Genomic DNA, 14,911 nt, shown 5'->3' on the forward strand with positions numbered 1-14,911 from the left:
GGTGGTGTCCAGCGGATTAAACTCCACCCAGAGTTCGTTGTTGTCTTTCAGGTGGTAAGCCAGCCCCAGATCCAATGCTGAGGGCAGTTCCGTTGAGCTGTTGCTTTCACTGGCTTGTTTCTTGTCCATAAATCCACCTTGTTCAAAACTGCAGACACCAAAGTTAACATGATTTTGAAATACTTTAAATAAGAGCCATAAGGAGTATTGATGTCTCTTTACACAAAACCTTCCCTGCACAGCTGCTCGGAAGTTAAGGTATAACACTAGCTCAAGTCAGAGACTGACAAAAGACAAGAGCAGTGGTTTTTTTAACCTGAAGCAAGGAGAAAGCTTGATGAACCAACAGTTAAGTATTGCTGTTATTGGTGCCGGACGTACCGGAACTCCGTTATTAAAAGATCTGTTGCAGTATGACTATATCCAGGTGCTGGGAGTAGCAGATATTGATCCCGATTCTCCGGGAATGCAGCTGGCAGAAAGTCAGGGAATCGCCTGTTACACCGATCCAATGCGGCTGGTGGAAGATGCCGGAGAGGTGGATATTCTGGTTGAGGTTTCCGGTGATCAGCTGCTCAAGGGGCGCATCAAAACCCACTATGAACAAACCGGCAATCGCAAGACACTGATCATGCATGATCTGATAGCCCGTTTGTTGATCAGCCTGTGTGACAAGAGCCCGACTCTGGTTCCTACTTTTCACCCGCAGGATCAGGGTATCGGTTGATTTTTGCCTGACAGGTAGTCACAGAAAACAGCCGCTCGTCCCGTGAGCGGCTTTTCAGATCAGAAGGCAACATTGACACTGACCCAGAAGTTTCTGGATTTGTCCTTGTTGTTGTAGTCATCCGTGTAGCTGGGTGTGTAAGTACCATCACCATTGTCAGTGAAGGTGGTCGTGTAGCTGGTAAAATCCCGATCAAACAGGTTGTTGATGCGCCCGTTGATGGTGACGTTGTCTGCTGCCTTGTAGCTGGCTCCCAGATTAAAGACCTCGTAATCCTTGTAGTACAGGGCTTCATCCGCCACTGCATCCCAACCACGGTAACGATCCGAGCGAGCCTCTAGGGACAGGTACAGGTTCAGGCGGTTTGTGCTCTGCCAGTCCAGTGTGGCATTGGCCATGTGTTTGGCGGAGTTGTTCAGAGGACGACCGGCATTACTCCCCGTTTTCTGCTCTGAATCGGTGTAGGTGTAGTTGGCGCGCAGGGTCAGGTCAAAAGGCAGAATCAGACGACCAGCCAGCTCGGCACCTTGCAGATCAACTCGGTCGATGTTCTGGTTCTGGCTGAAGGTTGGGTAAAGACTTGCCCAGCCACTGCCAACATCGGCACATTTCTGTCCGGGAGCGGCAATCTCACAGGGTGGTACGGCATCACCACCACCGGAAATTTTGTCTTCAAAGTCGGTCTGGAACAGGGTGGCGTTAAAGCTGTGTCCTTGCCAGGATTCATAATACACAGCAATTTCCTTGTTGAGACTGGTTTCCGGTTTCAGCTCCGGGTTACCTGCCCAGGGTGCTGTACCTTGAGCGCCAAAACCTCTGATGCCGGGAAACAGATCGGTGGTTTTAGGTGTTTTATAACCGGTGCTGATACCACCTTTTACAGTCCAGGCATCAGACAGGTTGTATACAGCGTAGATGCGTGGACTGGTCTGACCACCAAACACCTCGTGATCGTCATAACGCAGACCACCCGTCAGGGTCAGATCCGGAGTCAACATCCAGTTGTCTTCGCCAAACACTGCCCACATGTGATGTTCCTGCACCTCACCGGATTTGTAGTTGCCACCATACATACCAAACACACCGTCTTCCAGTTCACCCCGGATGAGCTGTCCACCGGTCACCAGCTGGTGATTACCGATCAGTTTTTCCAGTTTGGCATCCAGAGTGTACTCCCGGCTTTCCATGGTTCGATTCGGACGTGGCAGGAAGGTGGATTCTGCCAGTGCCTTGCGGTTGGCCTGACTCATGCCCGCATAGGCTCCAGTGCCGCTATACATTTGCTGCAGTTGATTACGCTCATCAATGGTGAAGGGCAGGGTGCGGCCATGGTTATTGGATGAAATATGTGACAGTGAAACCTGGGTATTACCAAAGTCCCAGCGCCCTTCATGGGAAATGCCCCATTGCTCACGGGTGAATCGTTGATCATCGTTGTAACCAACACGGGGAGCTACCCGCCCCGGTGTTCCGTTAATGGTCTGGGCGCGCCAGACAGAGTCTATGCTATCCAGAGTACCCAACTGGCTGGAGTCATTGTCATAGGTTTGTTCAGAGGTGTCGTAATCAAAGGTGATGCGTTGTCTGTCTTCTGGTGTCCAGTACAGGGAGAAACCACCGGCAAGGTTGGTGTTGGCTACTGTGCGTCCGCCGCGACCAAATCCGAGAGTCCGCTCGTGTGTGGTGCCAGCCGGATCAGTCGCTTTTTCGTATTTTGGGTTGGATGCCATACGGTCATAAAGGCTGCCACGCAATGCCATGCCGAGTGTGCCGGGTATCAGTGGGCCGGTCAGATAAATATCGGTTGTAACATCATCCCCAAAGTCTTTGTTGCTCTGATAGGTGCGACCAAAGGTCAGAGATCCACTCCATTTTTCCATATCCCGGCGGGTGATGATGTTGATCACACCACCCATGGCGTCAGCACCGTAAAGTGTGGCTGCCGGGCCACGGATGACCTCAATACGCTCAATGGCATCCAAGGGTGGAATATGATTAAACTGATTACCACCAAAACTGTTGGGATAAATATCACCGTTGTTATTCTGGCGACGGCCATTAAGCAGGATTAGAGTGTAGTCGGCACCCATACCACGCATGGAAATGCTGCCCTGCCCTGATTTGTCACGGGTTTCACCCACATCGACACCTTCCAAGTCGCGCACGGCGTCCAGCAGGGTGATGTAAGGACGTTTGGCAAGATCTTCACGGGTAATTACCGAGATACTGGCCGGTGCGTCAGTCAACTTTTGCTCAAAACCGGCAGCAGTGACTACCAGCGTATCCACTCGTTGGGTGGTGTCTGCGTGCAGTTGGCTGGCTGCTGCCAGTAGAGTCATACCAATGGCAAAGTGGATGGGATTACGGGCAAAAGCAGGGGCGCGCATTGGTGCGCGTGATGATTTCATCATTGTCTCCAGTCAGGGGCTGATTTAAAAAAGCAGTCTGGCTGGCTACATGGGGTTCCCCGATACTCTGGATAAAAACTTTTTCCTAGTATCGGGAACTTTTTTGGCTGGCTTAACTATATCTAAATGTTAATCCTTTTCATTTGTATTTGTCCAGACGTTTTCCTGCTGCCAACCACCCCCTAACACCCGGTAAAGATTCAGGCTGGCATTCAGGCGTTCCTGTTGCAGTTGCAACAACTGATCTTCGGCCTGAAACAGGCTGCGTTGTGCTTCCAGTAACAGGTTCAGGCTGTCCGCTCCGGCCTGGTAACGCCGTTCGGTATGGGAAGTAATCAAACGAGTTTCTTTGACCAGTCGCTGTTGTTGTTGTTGCAGTTCATGATTCAGGCGTTCATTGCTCAGTGCATCTTCCACCTCAATCAGTGCTGTCAGTACCGCCTTATGGTAACTCTGCAGTAATTCCTGCTGGCGTGATTCGCTGATCTGGATCTGACGTTTACGTACACCATGATCAAAAATGCTTTGAGTGATACCGCTAGTCAGGTTGAGTGTTTGTACCGGATCGGCCAGAGACAGGGTGCTGCTGGCGAGTGCAGCAGAAGCGGATAATTGCAGGCTGGGGAAGACCGCAGCACGTGCAGCAGTGATATTGGCTTCAGCGGCCTGTAACTGGGCTTCAGCACGGGCAAGATCCGGGCGACGGGTTAACAGATCGCTGGGCAGGCCGGGGTGAATGCGTGGTGGATTGAGTTGCTGCAGATCGGCTGTCGGGGGTTGAAATTGCTGGGGTGCTTCACCTAACAGTAGTGCCAGTGCATTACTGGTTTGCAACTGCTGGTGTTGCAGGTTTTTCAGGTTGGATTGCTGGCTGATCACCTGGCTGCGTTGCCGAGCCAGATCAGCCGGTGTGGCAGTTCCCTGCTGGTAAGCGGCCTCAATAAATGCCAGTTGTTTTTCGGCTGCTTGTAAATACCAGCGAGCAGTCTCCTGCCGGGAATCCAGCAGCAACCACTGAAACCAGCTGGAGGCAACCGAGGCACTCAGGCTTAAACGGGTGCTGTGCCAGTCATACACTGTGGCCTCCAGTGAGGCTTTACCCGCTGCCCGTTCTGCAGCAATTCGTCCCCAGAGATCCACCTCATAACTGGTGCTCAGGCCAATACTGGACGATTCACTGCTGGTGTTTTGTCCATTATTGCCGGAGGTGTTTCTGACTCCGGCGGATGCATTGGCATTCAGCCCCGGTAAAGATGAGGCACGGGTAATACCCAGTTGAGCTTCGGCCTGCAGAATGCGTTCCTGTGCCATACGCAGGTCGAGATTTTGTTGTAGCGCCTGCTCGATCAGCTGCTGTAAGGGTTCTGAGTCAAATGCCAGCCACCAGTCATCCTGCAACAGCAAACTGGGGTCTGCAGTGGCAGTTGCAAGTGTCCAGTCCGTAGCCAGATCCATGGCCGGGCGGGGTGGTGGGCTACTCACCGCACAGCCAGTCAATAATCCGGCGAGGGTCATAGATAAAATCAGATGGCGCATGTTCACTCCGTAGACAAAGCTTTAACTGGGTCAAGGTGAGCAGCCTTGCGGGCAGGCAGGAAACCAAAAATCAGACCTGTGGCAAAGGCACAACCAAACGCCAGTAATACCGGAAAAAGTGAAAAATAAACGGCTGTACCCAGATAACCCAGCAGCCAGGCGGTGCCCAGCCCGATGGCAACACCAATCAGTCCGCCCAGCGCAGAAATGGTCAGTGCTTCGATCAGGAACTGCTGCAGGATATTGCGGGTTCGTGCCCCGGTTGCCAGCCGGATGCCAATTTCGCGGGTACGTTCGGTGACAGAAACCAGCATGATGTTCATAACACCCACACCACCCACCAGCAGCGAAATGGCGGCCACGGAACCCAGCAACAGGGTGAAGGTGTTCTGGGTTTCGGTCACGCTGTCGATCAGAGAGGCCATGTTGCGGATCTGGAAATCCTCTACCCCGTGTCGAGCCAGCAGCAGGTTAAAAATGGCTTCCTGAGTAGCATCCATCTGGTCAACATCGGCAACTGCAACGGTGACATTACGCAGGTTGCGTTGACCAAAAATTCGCAGGCTGCCGGTGTTGAAGGGTACAAAAACGATGTCGTCCTGATCCTGCCCCATGGGAGATGCACCGCGCTCACTCATCACACCAATCACCTGCAGCAGGGTGCCACCGGCCATGACATATTCACCCAGCGGGGAGCGACCGGGAAACAGGGTTTGTGCCACTGTCTGACCTATGACAGCTACGGTGGCGTAGATGGTGTCATCATCACGACTGAAAAAGGTGCCCTGTGCCACTGGCCACTGGCGTGCCAGCGGAAAATCGGCAGAGGTGGCATTCACCTCGGTGGTTTTATCCAGATTGCCATAACGCAGGGTGACACTGCTGGTTAGTTCCGGAATAGCCGCAATCAGATTGGGCACCTGAGCATTAATGGCTTCCACATCTTCCGGCACCAGGGTGGCAGGCCATCGCCCCCGTTGATTGGCTGCACCGGGGCGGATCAGCAGTAGATTACTGCCCATGGCACTGATGCGATCAACCACCTCATGGCGTGCACCATCCCCGATTGCCAACATGGCAATCACCGAAGCAACCCCTATTACGATACCCAGCAGAGTCAGCAGAGTACGAAACAGGTTGCGGTGCAAGGCAGTAAACGCAGCTTTGGTGGACTCCCAGATATCCAGCAGGGGTTGTTCTCTGCCGGGGATGGGTGGTGGCAAACTGGCCTGAGCTTCTGGTTGATCTGCCCGGCCAGAGTCATGAATGATTTGCCCATCACGGATTTCGATAATACGGTTGGCGTGGGCAGCTACTTCTGGATCATGGGTGATCAGCAGCAGGGTATGCCCCTGAGCGGAGAGTTCTTTCAGCAGGTTGATAACCTCCTGACCACTCTGGCTGTCCAGTGCGCCGGTGGGTTCATCCGCAAGAATCACCTGGCCACCGTTCATCAGTGCACGGGCAATAGACACTCGTTGTTGCTGACCGCCGGATAATTGCCCCGGCAGGTGCCAGGCACGATCACTGAGTCCCAATCTTGCCAGCAGCTCCAGCGCACGCTGGCGTCGATTGGTGGGTGACTCACCAGCATAAATGGCGGGCAACTCAACATTGTTGACCGCTGGAGTGCCGGGCAACAGGTGGTAACTCTGGAACACAAAACCAAAGGCTTCCCGCCGCAGGAGAGCCAGTTCGTCTTTATCCAGTGAGGAGACCGGCTGACCACGAAAATAATATTCACCCGTGGTGGGTCGATCCAGACAACCCAGCAGATTCATCAGGGTGGATTTACCGGAACCGGAGCTGCCAATAATGGCAACAAACTCACCTTCATGGATGGTCAGATCCAGTCCTTTGAGTACTTGCAGGGTCTGGTCTCCATTGCTGAAACTGCGAGTTAGCTGTTCCAGCCGGATCAGCGGTGGTTTGCTGGCGGGTGAATTGCTGAGCGGATTCATAAACGCGGCATTCCGGGGATGCGGTTGGTGTTTTGAGTTGCCCGATTCTGTTGGCTGCCGGTTTGTAGCAGCAGGATTTCACCTTCCTGCAGTCCACTCAGAATTTCAGCTTGGATGCGGTTGTTGACACCCACCTGCACTTCTCGTACTTCCTGAGAGCCGCCCGGAGTTAGCACTGTGACCTGATAACGCTGACGATCCAGCCGTTGCAAGGCCGCTGAGGGTGCCAGCAAGGCATCCTGTGTTTCGGCCACAATAAAAAACACCTGTGCGGTCATTTGTGGCAGTAGCTGATTGCGGCGGTTTTCCACATCAAAAGGTGCGTTGTAAAGCACTACATTGTTTTCAATCACTGGGGTGGGTTCAATGCGCAGCAGTTCACCCCGCCAGCGTTGTCCCTGACTGCCCAGTGTGGTGAAGTAGGCAGGCATACTCACACGCAGCCGACTGACATCAGCCTCGGAAACACGGGTTTCAACCCGCATCTGGCTGAGATCCGCAATCTGCAGAATCACTGGAGCCTGCTGGTTGGCGTTCAGGGTTTGCCCCTGACGGGCATTGATGGATACCACTGTGCCGCTGATCGGTGCAAGAATACGAGCATATTCCAGATTGGCTTCATCCGCAGCTAAGGATGACTGGTTCTGTTCGATCTGTGCCTGCAGTTGATCCAGCTGTGCTGCGGCAGATAGGTAACTGGCTTCGGCCTGTTGCAGGGCTTCTTCGGTTACGGCTTCATCCGCTCGCAGGTTCTGCTGGCGCTGATAATGCAGTTGCGCCAGTTTCAGTTGTGCCTGACGATCCCGCAGTTGAGCCGCCTGTGCTCGCAACTGGGCACGACTGGCGGCCACATTGGCTTCCAGTACCCGTGCATCAATTTCTGCCAGTAACTGACCTGCTTCAACCGGATCACCCACCTCCACATGCAGGCGCAGCAGCTGACCGGAAATCTGTGCCCCCACATCCACATAGTTTCTGGGATTGATGGTGCCGGTAGCCGTGACCTGCTCCTGCAGGTTGCCACGTGTCACGGTGGCGCTGGGCAGGTGAGTTGATCGTTCGGGTGCCTTGAACTGTTGCCAGCCATAAATGGCTGCAGCCACCAGCAGCACAACCAGCAGCAGCAGCAGGATTTTTTTTGTACGGGAAGACATGATACCTGTGGCTCCTTGATAGTATTCGACCAGACTCATTTCATCTGAAAGCATTAAAAATCGTTTCTGTAACAGAATTATCCCAAGGGCAGTAGAGAGTGTCGCGGAATGTCGCAAGCCAGCTACCTGCCTTTCTGTCTGTCATTGAGCGGGTAGGGTAAACTGCCTTTTTTATTAACCGGTGTTTCCAACAGGAAAACAGGATGGTTCAGTGTCCCCTGTGTTATTCAGAGCAAACCCATTTGTGGTACACCCAGACACGTAAACCACTGGTCGGTCGGGAGTATCATCGCTGTATGGTGTGTGATCTGGTGTTTGTACCTAGTCACTTTCATCTGGATGCCACAGCAGAGCAGGCGGTGTATCAGCAGCATGAAAACAATCCAGCAGATGCCGGGTATCGCCGTTTTCTGGGGCGTATGGTTGAGCCGATGCAAAACCTGCTGCAGCTGTTGTTAAAGGCAACCAGCAAAACATCCACCGACCTGCAAGGGCTGGACTTTGGTTGTGGCCCCGGTCCAACCCTGTCACTGATGCTGGCTGAGGCAGGTTATACCTGCCAGAACTACGACCTTTATTTCGCCCAACATCCAGAATTATTGCAGCAGCAGTATGACTTTATCACCAGCACCGAGGTGTTTGAGCATCTGGCACAACCGGCGCAGGTGCTGGATCAACTGGTGTCCTGCCTCAAACCGGGTGGACTGCTGGGCATCATGACCCAGCGCCCGCGTGATCTGGCCGCTTTCAGTCAGTGGCATTACCTGATGGATCCAACCCACATTACCTTTTTCAGCGAAACCTGCTTTGACTGGCTGGCAAAACACTGGCAGCTGCAGCAGGTTTATCTGGGTCGTGATGTGGTTATTTTAAAGCGCTCTGCAGACTGCTGACCTGAGACTCCAGCCAGTCACTCAGGTTGGTCGTTCCGGGGCGCAGCAGCGGATCAACCACCCAACTGCGTAAACCTTCTTCGGCACGGGTGCTCAGCACCAGATCAGCCTGTGCAGGTTCCGCCAGAGGCAAAGCGGTGCTCAGCACCAGTGGCATGAGTTTTTCATCCGTGACAGCCAGGGTGGAAATCTCAGCAGCAAACAGCAGTTCATCCACCTGCAGAGCGGTTTGTTGGATACGACGAATCAGTTGTTGCCGGTTGCGGTCGATCTGTTCGGCATGTTCAGGCCACAGGCGTGCCAGATCCCGCGCGGCGATGTTACTCATCAGTGTCAGATTGCTGAAATCCATCCAGAAATAATCCGGCTCGGATAACCCCTGGCGCTGGATGACTCTGGCACCACCCGGTGCCACCTCGTGTGCCAGATCCACCGCCACCAGCCGGATATTCAGCTGTCGTAATAACGGAAAAATAGCCAGTTCAGGCCAAGTGGACTCAAACGTCAGCACAGCCTCTGCCCGCGGCAATTGATGAACATCGACACGGCTTAACCAGGCTGGAATACGATTGATTGGCAAGCGTGTTGGTGGCAGGTAATGGCTCTGTAAGGGGGTTAAATCCAGCAGACTTTCAGCAATCAGCTGCACTACAGGAGCAGTAGTTACCACAGGTGCGGTTTTTTGTGCCGCCAGCACCGGCAGAGCGGCCAGCAGCAGTAGACACAGAAGCAGGATTTTTTTCATGCAAGGGATCTCCAGCGACGTACCAGCAAAGCGAATAAAAAGCTCAGGGATGCAATCAGTACTATGGCGGCTCCGGATGGAATGGGTAAGGCACCAGCCATGGGTAACAGAATGCCGAGCAGGCAGCTGACCGTGGCAAACAGAATGGAATACCAGAAAAACTCTCGGCCACTGCGACTGATCAGCCGAGCTGCGGTAGCTGGAATCAGCAGCAGTGCACCCACCAGTATGGCACCAATGATCTTGACCGAAGCCACCGTCACCAGTGCAATTAACAACACAAATACATAATCATAAAGGCGCACATTGATGCCACGCACCCGCGCCAGATCCGGTGCCAGGCTACTGATCAACGCTCGGTTGCTGCTGTACAACATCAGCACCACACAGACTACGGCCAGCATCAGCATTACCAGCAGATCGGTATCCCGCACCGTCAGGATGGAACCAAACAGTACGTTCTCCAGAATGTGCACATTCACTTTTTTGGCAACATAAAGCAGCAGTGCTGCCCCCAGCGCAATGGCAAAAGACAGGAACACACCGACCAGTGCATCGTAGGGAATCTGGGTGCGGCTTTTGATCCAGTGCAACAGCAACGCAAAAATCACACAGAAGGCAAACAGTGCGGCCAGTGGCTGGGTGGCTGGTTCACCCAGCAGAATTCCCAGTGCCACACCGGTTAAGGCACCATGCCCCACAGCTTCGGAAAAAAAGGCCAGGCGTTTGACCACTACCAACGGCCCCAGTGCACCCAGTAACGGACCAATGATGCAGGCCGCCACCAGGGCATTCGTCAGAAAGGCATACTGGAACATCTCTGGCAGATAACCGGCTTGTTGCAGGCTTAAAACCAACTCACGAAGACTGTCCATCAGTGTTGTGCTCCGATGGGTTGCAAACCATTCTCCACCCGCCAGATTTGGTCGGCGTGATCAGCAACCCAGTCTGGATCATGGTGGATCACCAGCAGGGTGGCTCCCTTGCTACGCAAGACTTCAATTTCATCACTGATCAATGCCTGTGCCTGTTGATCCAGACCGTTCATGGGTTCATCCAGGCACCAGAACAGGCTGTTTCTTTCCAGTGCCTGAGCAAACAGCAAGCGCTGGCGCTCACCACCGGATAACTGCCCCAGACGCAGATGACCTTTTGTTTCCATACCCACCCGCTGTAACAGTGTTTCAATTTGTTGCAGGTCAGCCGGGTTACGGCGACCAAAAAAAGGCCGGCGATTCAGACTGCCCAGCATGAACTCCTGTACCGTAACCGGCAGTGAAGGCTCAAAAGCAGTTTGCTGGGGAACATAAGCCGTGTTGCCGATGGCACCCGACCAGTGGCGTTGAATACAGCCCTGATGAGGTAAAAGCCCGAGCACGGATTTCATCAGAGAAGACTTGCCAGCTCCGTTGGGGCCGGTAATGGCGTGTAACTGGCCTGCAGCAAAGGTGGCATTGATGGTAGGAAGCAGTTGCACCCGGTTGAGACTCAGGCTCATACCATCCAGATGGATTGATGGTCCCATTAATGGCGCTCCACTGCATGGGTCAGGGCGCGAACCAGAGTCTGTAGATTGTGTTCCATTTCTCGCATCACCAGAGCAGGGTCGTAGTCACCGTGGGTCATGTGGGAAAAATGGTAAATACGAATACCGGTGGCTTGTTCAATCACTTCCACATAACGGTTTTCCATATCCAGCTCGGTGAAGAGCACCTGAATGCGGGCTTCATTAATGCGGGCAATCGTGTCTTGCAGCTGGCTGGCGCTGGGTTCCACACCGTGCGCTGGTTCGATGACGGTATCCACTCCAATACCAAACTCCTGCAGCAGATAACCGTAAGCATTATGGGTACTGGCAATACGCACACCACTCAAGTCCACATCCAGCAGTTGGCTGCGATAGCGGTTTTTCATCTGGCGCAGTTCACGGGCATAACGCAGGGCATTCTGCTGAAAATAGCTGGCATTGTCCGGGTCCAGCTTGCCCAGCTCCGCCGCAATGGTATAAATCTGACGTATGGCAGCATCAATGGATACAAAGCTGTGTGGGTTGTAATTGCTGTTGCCGCGCCCGTAAGACAGAAGTGGTACATCCTTGTTGGTATAAATCAGTGACAGTTTTGGCAGATCGATGCCTTCCAGTGCATGAAGGGCAAATTCGTCATGACCAATGCCGTTGAGCACCAGTGCATCCATCTGGGTCAGGCGGCGAATATCCGCAGGTTGCAGTTCATAGTTGTGGGGATTAAACCCACTTTGGATTAAGGGCATCAGTGTGGCGCGATCACCCACTACTGCCGCAACATAGCTGTAATAGGGATGCAGAGTTATACCCACCACCAGCGGTTTGGCCAGCAGCTTGCCACTGCACAATAGAGCCAGCATTAATGCAGTGCTCAGAATCAGGCATTTTTTCATGATTGGATATCCATACGCTGCCAAGACAGCAGGGTTTCACAATGATCGGGTAGTGGTACATCGGCAGGTGCATAGTGGATGCTGCTGCCTGCCTGTTGTAACACCAGACCAAAATGAATCCGGCTGGCAGGTTGTGGTAATAACAGGCAACCTGGCTCCAGCTGTTGCCAGGCCTTGGCTGATTGCCCCGGAAAAACCGGCAAGAGTTGTTCTTGCAGCAGTTGCTCCAGTGGCCAGTTTACAAAGCCGGTATCGGTGCTGACTTCCGAGTTCATTGTGGTGATAAAACGGATTTCATCAGCCGCAATGGTTAACTCCATCAGAAACTGGCGTTGCAACAAATCCAGTTGTGGCCGGGTATCTGTTGCAGAGGTCTGCTCCTGTCGTAACAAAATACCGAGCCCGCCCAGCAACAAAACACCGGTGATGACCAGTGCCACCCAGAAGCTTTCTGTGCGCCCGTCATCGGGGCGCACGGTTTCGATCAGCAGAACCGGATCAGAATTCGACATAATCAAACTCGGCTGGATCTTCATGACCTGCATCAAACTGGATATAAAACTCACCTTCATACCAGTCAAAATGGGCTTCGGAGCGACCATCGGCTTTGACACGAACCAACTCCTCGTCTGCATAGGAGTACATCACCACTTCCTGCCCGTGTGCCAAGGTGCCGTCACTGTAACCAATACGGCAGTTAATCCGGTCTGAATCACGAGAGCAGTCCATAACCGGGTAGTGAGCCTGTGCCATCACCGGCAACAGAGCCAGCACCAGCAGTAAGGCAGAACGAGTCAGCAGTTGTGTTGCCATCAAAAGTCTCCTGACTGGTGTTTATTGTGGCAGTACTTCAAATGTCAGCAGGTAGTTCACACCCACTCCATCAGCTAGAGGACTGTCGATATCCATGCGCAGGCTGGTTGTTAGTAGATGCGGGCCGGTCACAACAGGGGTGAAGCGCAGGATGCCTTCTTTATCGGTGGTGAGATCCACCTGCATCCGGGAGTCACGCCAGGCTGTACCGTGAGGCACCAGTTCAACCTTCATGTCTGCTGCCGGTTTGCCGTCATAGGTGAATTTAAAACGGGCTTCTTCACCCTTGACCACATCACTGGGGTGAGTGAGCGCGTGTAACTCAAAACCTTCTCCGGTGGTTTCCAGCACCTTGGTGGTGGGGGTGCGATGGGTGACATAAAAGCCACTGATGGTTTGCACAGCAGTAGTGCGTACGTCTCTGGCACCTTCGGGTAATTGAACTTCCAGTTTGCTGCCGAAGGCACGGCGAGCTGTGTTGCGTTCACCAACGACATAACTGGTCATGTAACGTGGCTGGCCGCGCATTTCGACCTTGTAGGTGCCGGGGTTATCCAGTTGCAGATCAAAAACACTGCGGCGTTGCCCCTTGTAATAAGGGCCGATGCGGCGGCGATCACCTTCTGGTCCGTAGATGCTGACATTATCCAGCCCAACAGGTTTGTCAAAACTGAACACACCGTGTGCCGCAGTGGCATCTACAGTGATCCAAAAGGCTTCTTCGGTGGACAGGTTAAATTCACTCGGTAACATCCAAATTGGGTGTGCCTGAACGGTGGGTGCCAGCAGTGCAGCGGAAAGGACGGTGGCAACCAGCCAGTTGTGTTTTTTCATCAGATACTTCTCCTGTGATTTTATCGGGTGACCTTAATGGTCATGGAACCCAGCTCTTCAGCCGCTTCGGTGGTCAATGTCTGGTTTTTGCCCAGCTCAATTGGCTGGCGAACAAGGCTGCGACTGCCGTGTTCACGAGCTGCTTCGATGTTGATGGTGTAACGACCGGCAGGAACCTTCTCACCCTGCTGGTTGGTGCCATCCCAGATGACACTGTGTGTGCCGGGACGGCGGGTGGCACCGGTCACACTATCCAGTTCACCCTGGTCATAACGACCGGCTTTGCGCCACCAGCGCCGCATGTCTTTTAACCAGTCAGCCTCTTTACGCCAGACACTGATGGTTTTCACCGTGTTTTCACTGGCATCTTCAATCCATACGGCAACGTAGGGACGGTAATACATGGAACCACCAATTTCTGGCAGATTGACCTGTATCTCCACCTGCTGAGCCAGCGCCAAGGGGCTGAGCAGCAGTCCAAAGACCAGTCCTGCCAGGTGTTTCTTTTTCATCAGTTTTGCTCCTGATCAGAAGGGTTAAAACAGCATCCAAAAATAAAGACCCACCATCAGCAGCGTGCCAAAACCGCTGAGAGTGAGGGTGCGGCTGCGACGTTTGGGATGAAATAACACCAGCCAGAAACCGGTCAGGGTAAACACCAGCATCACCACTGCGGCAATATCAATGAACCAACTCCACAACTGCCCGCTGTAACGTCCCATGTGTAAATCGTTGATGACGGCCATCCAGCCGAGGTACTGGTGTTCGTACCAGAGGCTTTGATCATCCGGCAGGATTTCTACTAGGGTGTAACCACCGGGGCGTTTGATATCTAGAGTTAGTAGTTGCTCACTTTCTGACCAGTCACTGCTGAGTTCACCATCGGGTAGTTGCTGGTGACTTTTTAACCATTGCCAGATGGGCTGAGCCAGCTGTTGTGGTTGCTGCTGCTCAAACAGTAAATGGAAGTTGGTGGGTAGTTGCAGCTCTGCTTCTATTGGTGGTGCCGGATTGGATAACCACTGACGATTGTTCAGAGTCAGTCCGGTAACGGTGAAAAACAGCATGATGAATAGCATCAACATGGAGCTGTAGGCATGGAGTGGGCGAACCCAGCGTTGGCTTTTGGAGAGGTTGTAGCGTTTCATTAATGATGGCTGCTTAAAAACGATGTTGTGGATGATTTTGGATTTGGCAGTCTAACGATGCATCAATCTAAAATCAAATCTAAACGATAATAAATATCAGATAGAATAAATTTAAGCAGAGGATTGTATCAAAAGTATCCCAGAGTCTGGATGGATTGTTTCAATGTGTAAATAAAAAAGCCTGCCACAGGGGCAGGCTTTTATCTCGGATTAAACCGGGTGGGTGTTTATTTGCGGCGACGCTTACGCTCGGTGCGGGCATCTTTGGTGAGCT

At 53.0% G+C, this 14,911-nt stretch carries 15 protein-coding genes; 2 read left to right on the top strand and 13 right to left on the bottom strand.

Annotated features, from left to right (window positions below):
- Positions 1-337 precede the first annotated feature (337 nt).
- Positions 338-727, top strand: a complete 390-nt coding sequence (locus tag IBX50_RS10730; RefSeq protein WP_292255754.1) for a hypothetical protein — start codon at positions 338-340, stop codon at positions 725-727.
- 59 nt (positions 728-786) lie between these two features.
- Here IBX50_RS10730 and IBX50_RS10735 read toward each other — a convergent pair whose 3' ends face one another.
- The 4 genes from IBX50_RS10735 to IBX50_RS10750 all read right to left on the bottom strand — a co-directional run bounded on the left by IBX50_RS10735 (position 787) and on the right by IBX50_RS10750 (position 7,786).
- Positions 787-3,138, bottom strand: a complete 2,352-nt coding sequence (locus tag IBX50_RS10735; RefSeq protein ID WP_292255755.1) for a TonB-dependent receptor — start codon at positions 3,136-3,138, stop codon at positions 787-789.
- Between the two features lie 126 nt (positions 3,139-3,264).
- Positions 3,265-4,671, bottom strand: a complete 1,407-nt coding sequence (locus IBX50_RS10740; RefSeq protein WP_292255757.1) for an efflux transporter outer membrane subunit — start codon at positions 4,669-4,671, stop codon at positions 3,265-3,267.
- A gap of 2 nt (positions 4,672-4,673) precedes the next feature.
- Complete coding sequence (locus IBX50_RS10745) at positions 4,674-6,632, bottom strand: MacB family efflux pump subunit (protein WP_292255758.1); 1,959 nt, start codon at positions 6,630-6,632, stop codon at positions 4,674-4,676.
- Complete coding sequence (locus tag IBX50_RS10750; protein WP_292255759.1) at positions 6,629-7,786, bottom strand: efflux RND transporter periplasmic adaptor subunit; 1,158 nt, start codon at positions 7,784-7,786, stop codon at positions 6,629-6,631. Before IBX50_RS10750 ends, IBX50_RS10745 begins: the two co-directional genes overlap by 4 nt.
- Positions 7,787-7,989: 203 nt before the next feature.
- Between IBX50_RS10750 and IBX50_RS10755 the strand changes: the two genes are divergently transcribed.
- Positions 7,990-8,679, top strand: coding sequence for a class I SAM-dependent methyltransferase (locus tag IBX50_RS10755; protein ID WP_292255761.1), 690 nt, complete (start codon positions 7,990-7,992; stop codon positions 8,677-8,679).
- Here IBX50_RS10755 and IBX50_RS10760 read toward each other — a convergent pair.
- The 9 genes from IBX50_RS10760 to IBX50_RS10800 are packed head-to-tail and all read right to left on the bottom strand — an operon-like array spanning position 8,651 to position 14,637.
- Positions 8,651-9,424, bottom strand: a complete 774-nt coding sequence (locus IBX50_RS10760; protein WP_292255763.1) for a hypothetical protein — start codon at positions 9,422-9,424, stop codon at positions 8,651-8,653. The two genes, IBX50_RS10755 and IBX50_RS10760, sit on opposite strands and share 29 nt — an antisense overlap.
- Positions 9,421-10,299 carry a metal ABC transporter permease gene (locus IBX50_RS10765; protein ID WP_292255764.1) on the bottom strand — a complete coding sequence of 293 codons (879 nt, stop codon included), beginning with the start codon at positions 10,297-10,299 and terminating at the stop codon, positions 9,421-9,423. Before IBX50_RS10765 ends, IBX50_RS10760 begins: the two co-directional genes overlap by 4 nt.
- On the bottom strand, positions 10,299-10,949 hold the full coding sequence (locus IBX50_RS10770; RefSeq protein WP_292255766.1) for a metal ABC transporter ATP-binding protein: 651 nt from the start codon (positions 10,947-10,949) through the stop codon (positions 10,299-10,301). The genes IBX50_RS10765 and IBX50_RS10770 overlap by 1 nt, the downstream gene beginning before the upstream one ends.
- Positions 10,949-11,842, bottom strand: a complete 894-nt coding sequence (locus tag IBX50_RS10775) for a zinc ABC transporter substrate-binding protein (protein WP_292255768.1) — start codon at positions 11,840-11,842, stop codon at positions 10,949-10,951. The genes IBX50_RS10770 and IBX50_RS10775 overlap by 1 nt, the downstream gene beginning before the upstream one ends.
- Entirely contained in the window at positions 11,839-12,354 is a 516-nt protein-coding gene (locus IBX50_RS10780) for a hypothetical protein (RefSeq protein WP_292255770.1), read from the bottom strand. Before IBX50_RS10780 ends, IBX50_RS10775 begins: the two co-directional genes overlap by 4 nt.
- Entirely contained in the window at positions 12,341-12,655 is a 315-nt protein-coding gene (locus IBX50_RS10785; RefSeq protein WP_292255772.1) for a hypothetical protein, read from the bottom strand. Before IBX50_RS10785 ends, IBX50_RS10780 begins: the two co-directional genes overlap by 14 nt.
- A 21-nt stretch (positions 12,656-12,676) precedes the next feature.
- The gene (locus IBX50_RS10790; RefSeq protein WP_292255774.1) at positions 12,677-13,489 is read right to left on the bottom strand and encodes a DUF4198 domain-containing protein; all 813 of its coding nucleotides are present in this window, start codon (positions 13,487-13,489) and stop codon (positions 12,677-12,679) included.
- 20 nt (positions 13,490-13,509) lie between these two features.
- A complete protein-coding gene (locus IBX50_RS10795; protein ID WP_292255775.1) occupies positions 13,510-14,001 on the bottom strand; it encodes a DUF2271 domain-containing protein in 492 nt (163 codons plus the stop codon).
- A 24-nt stretch (positions 14,002-14,025) separates the two neighbouring features.
- Positions 14,026-14,637 carry a PepSY-associated TM helix domain-containing protein gene (locus IBX50_RS10800; protein WP_292255777.1) on the bottom strand — a complete coding sequence of 204 codons (612 nt, stop codon included), beginning with the start codon at positions 14,635-14,637 and terminating at the stop codon, positions 14,026-14,028.
- Positions 14,638-14,911 lie beyond the last annotated feature (274 nt).

This window comes from Marinospirillum sp. (assembly GCF_014859565.1).

What these genes read in the sequence shown, in the direction of transcription:
- IBX50_RS10730 (WP_292255754.1), top strand. Translation starts at nt 338, where the DNA reads ATGAACCAACAGTTAAGTATTGCTGTTATTGGTGCCGGACGTACCGGA.
- IBX50_RS10735 (WP_292255755.1), bottom strand. Translation starts at nt 3,138, where the DNA reads ATGATGAAATCATCACGCGCACCAATGCGCGCCCCTGCTTTTGCCCGT.
- IBX50_RS10740 (WP_292255757.1), bottom strand. Translation starts at nt 4,671, where the DNA reads ATGCGCCATCTGATTTTATCTATGACCCTCGCCGGATTATTGACTGGC.
- IBX50_RS10745 (WP_292255758.1), bottom strand. Translation starts at nt 6,632, where the DNA reads ATGAATCCGCTCAGCAATTCACCCGCCAGCAAACCACCGCTGATCCGG.
- IBX50_RS10750 (WP_292255759.1), bottom strand. Translation starts at nt 7,786, where the DNA reads ATGTCTTCCCGTACAAAAAAAATCCTGCTGCTGCTGCTGGTTGTGCTG.
- IBX50_RS10755 (WP_292255761.1), top strand. Translation starts at nt 7,990, where the DNA reads ATGGTTCAGTGTCCCCTGTGTTATTCAGAGCAAACCCATTTGTGGTAC.
- IBX50_RS10760 (WP_292255763.1), bottom strand. Translation starts at nt 9,424, where the DNA reads ATGAAAAAAATCCTGCTTCTGTGTCTACTGCTGCTGGCCGCTCTGCCG.
- IBX50_RS10765 (WP_292255764.1), bottom strand. Translation starts at nt 10,299, where the DNA reads ATGGACAGTCTTCGTGAGTTGGTTTTAAGCCTGCAACAAGCCGGTTAT.
- IBX50_RS10770 (WP_292255766.1), bottom strand. Translation starts at nt 10,949, where the DNA reads ATGGGACCATCAATCCATCTGGATGGTATGAGCCTGAGTCTCAACCGG.
- IBX50_RS10775 (WP_292255768.1), bottom strand. Translation starts at nt 11,842, where the DNA reads ATGAAAAAATGCCTGATTCTGAGCACTGCATTAATGCTGGCTCTATTG.
- IBX50_RS10780 (WP_292255770.1), bottom strand. Translation starts at nt 12,354, where the DNA reads ATGTCGAATTCTGATCCGGTTCTGCTGATCGAAACCGTGCGCCCCGAT.
- IBX50_RS10785 (WP_292255772.1), bottom strand. Translation starts at nt 12,655, where the DNA reads ATGGCAACACAACTGCTGACTCGTTCTGCCTTACTGCTGGTGCTGGCT.
- IBX50_RS10790 (WP_292255774.1), bottom strand. Translation starts at nt 13,489, where the DNA reads ATGAAAAAACACAACTGGCTGGTTGCCACCGTCCTTTCCGCTGCACTG.
- IBX50_RS10795 (WP_292255775.1), bottom strand. Translation starts at nt 14,001, where the DNA reads ATGAAAAAGAAACACCTGGCAGGACTGGTCTTTGGACTGCTGCTCAGC.
- IBX50_RS10800 (WP_292255777.1), bottom strand. Translation starts at nt 14,637, where the DNA reads ATGAAACGCTACAACCTCTCCAAAAGCCAACGCTGGGTTCGCCCACTC.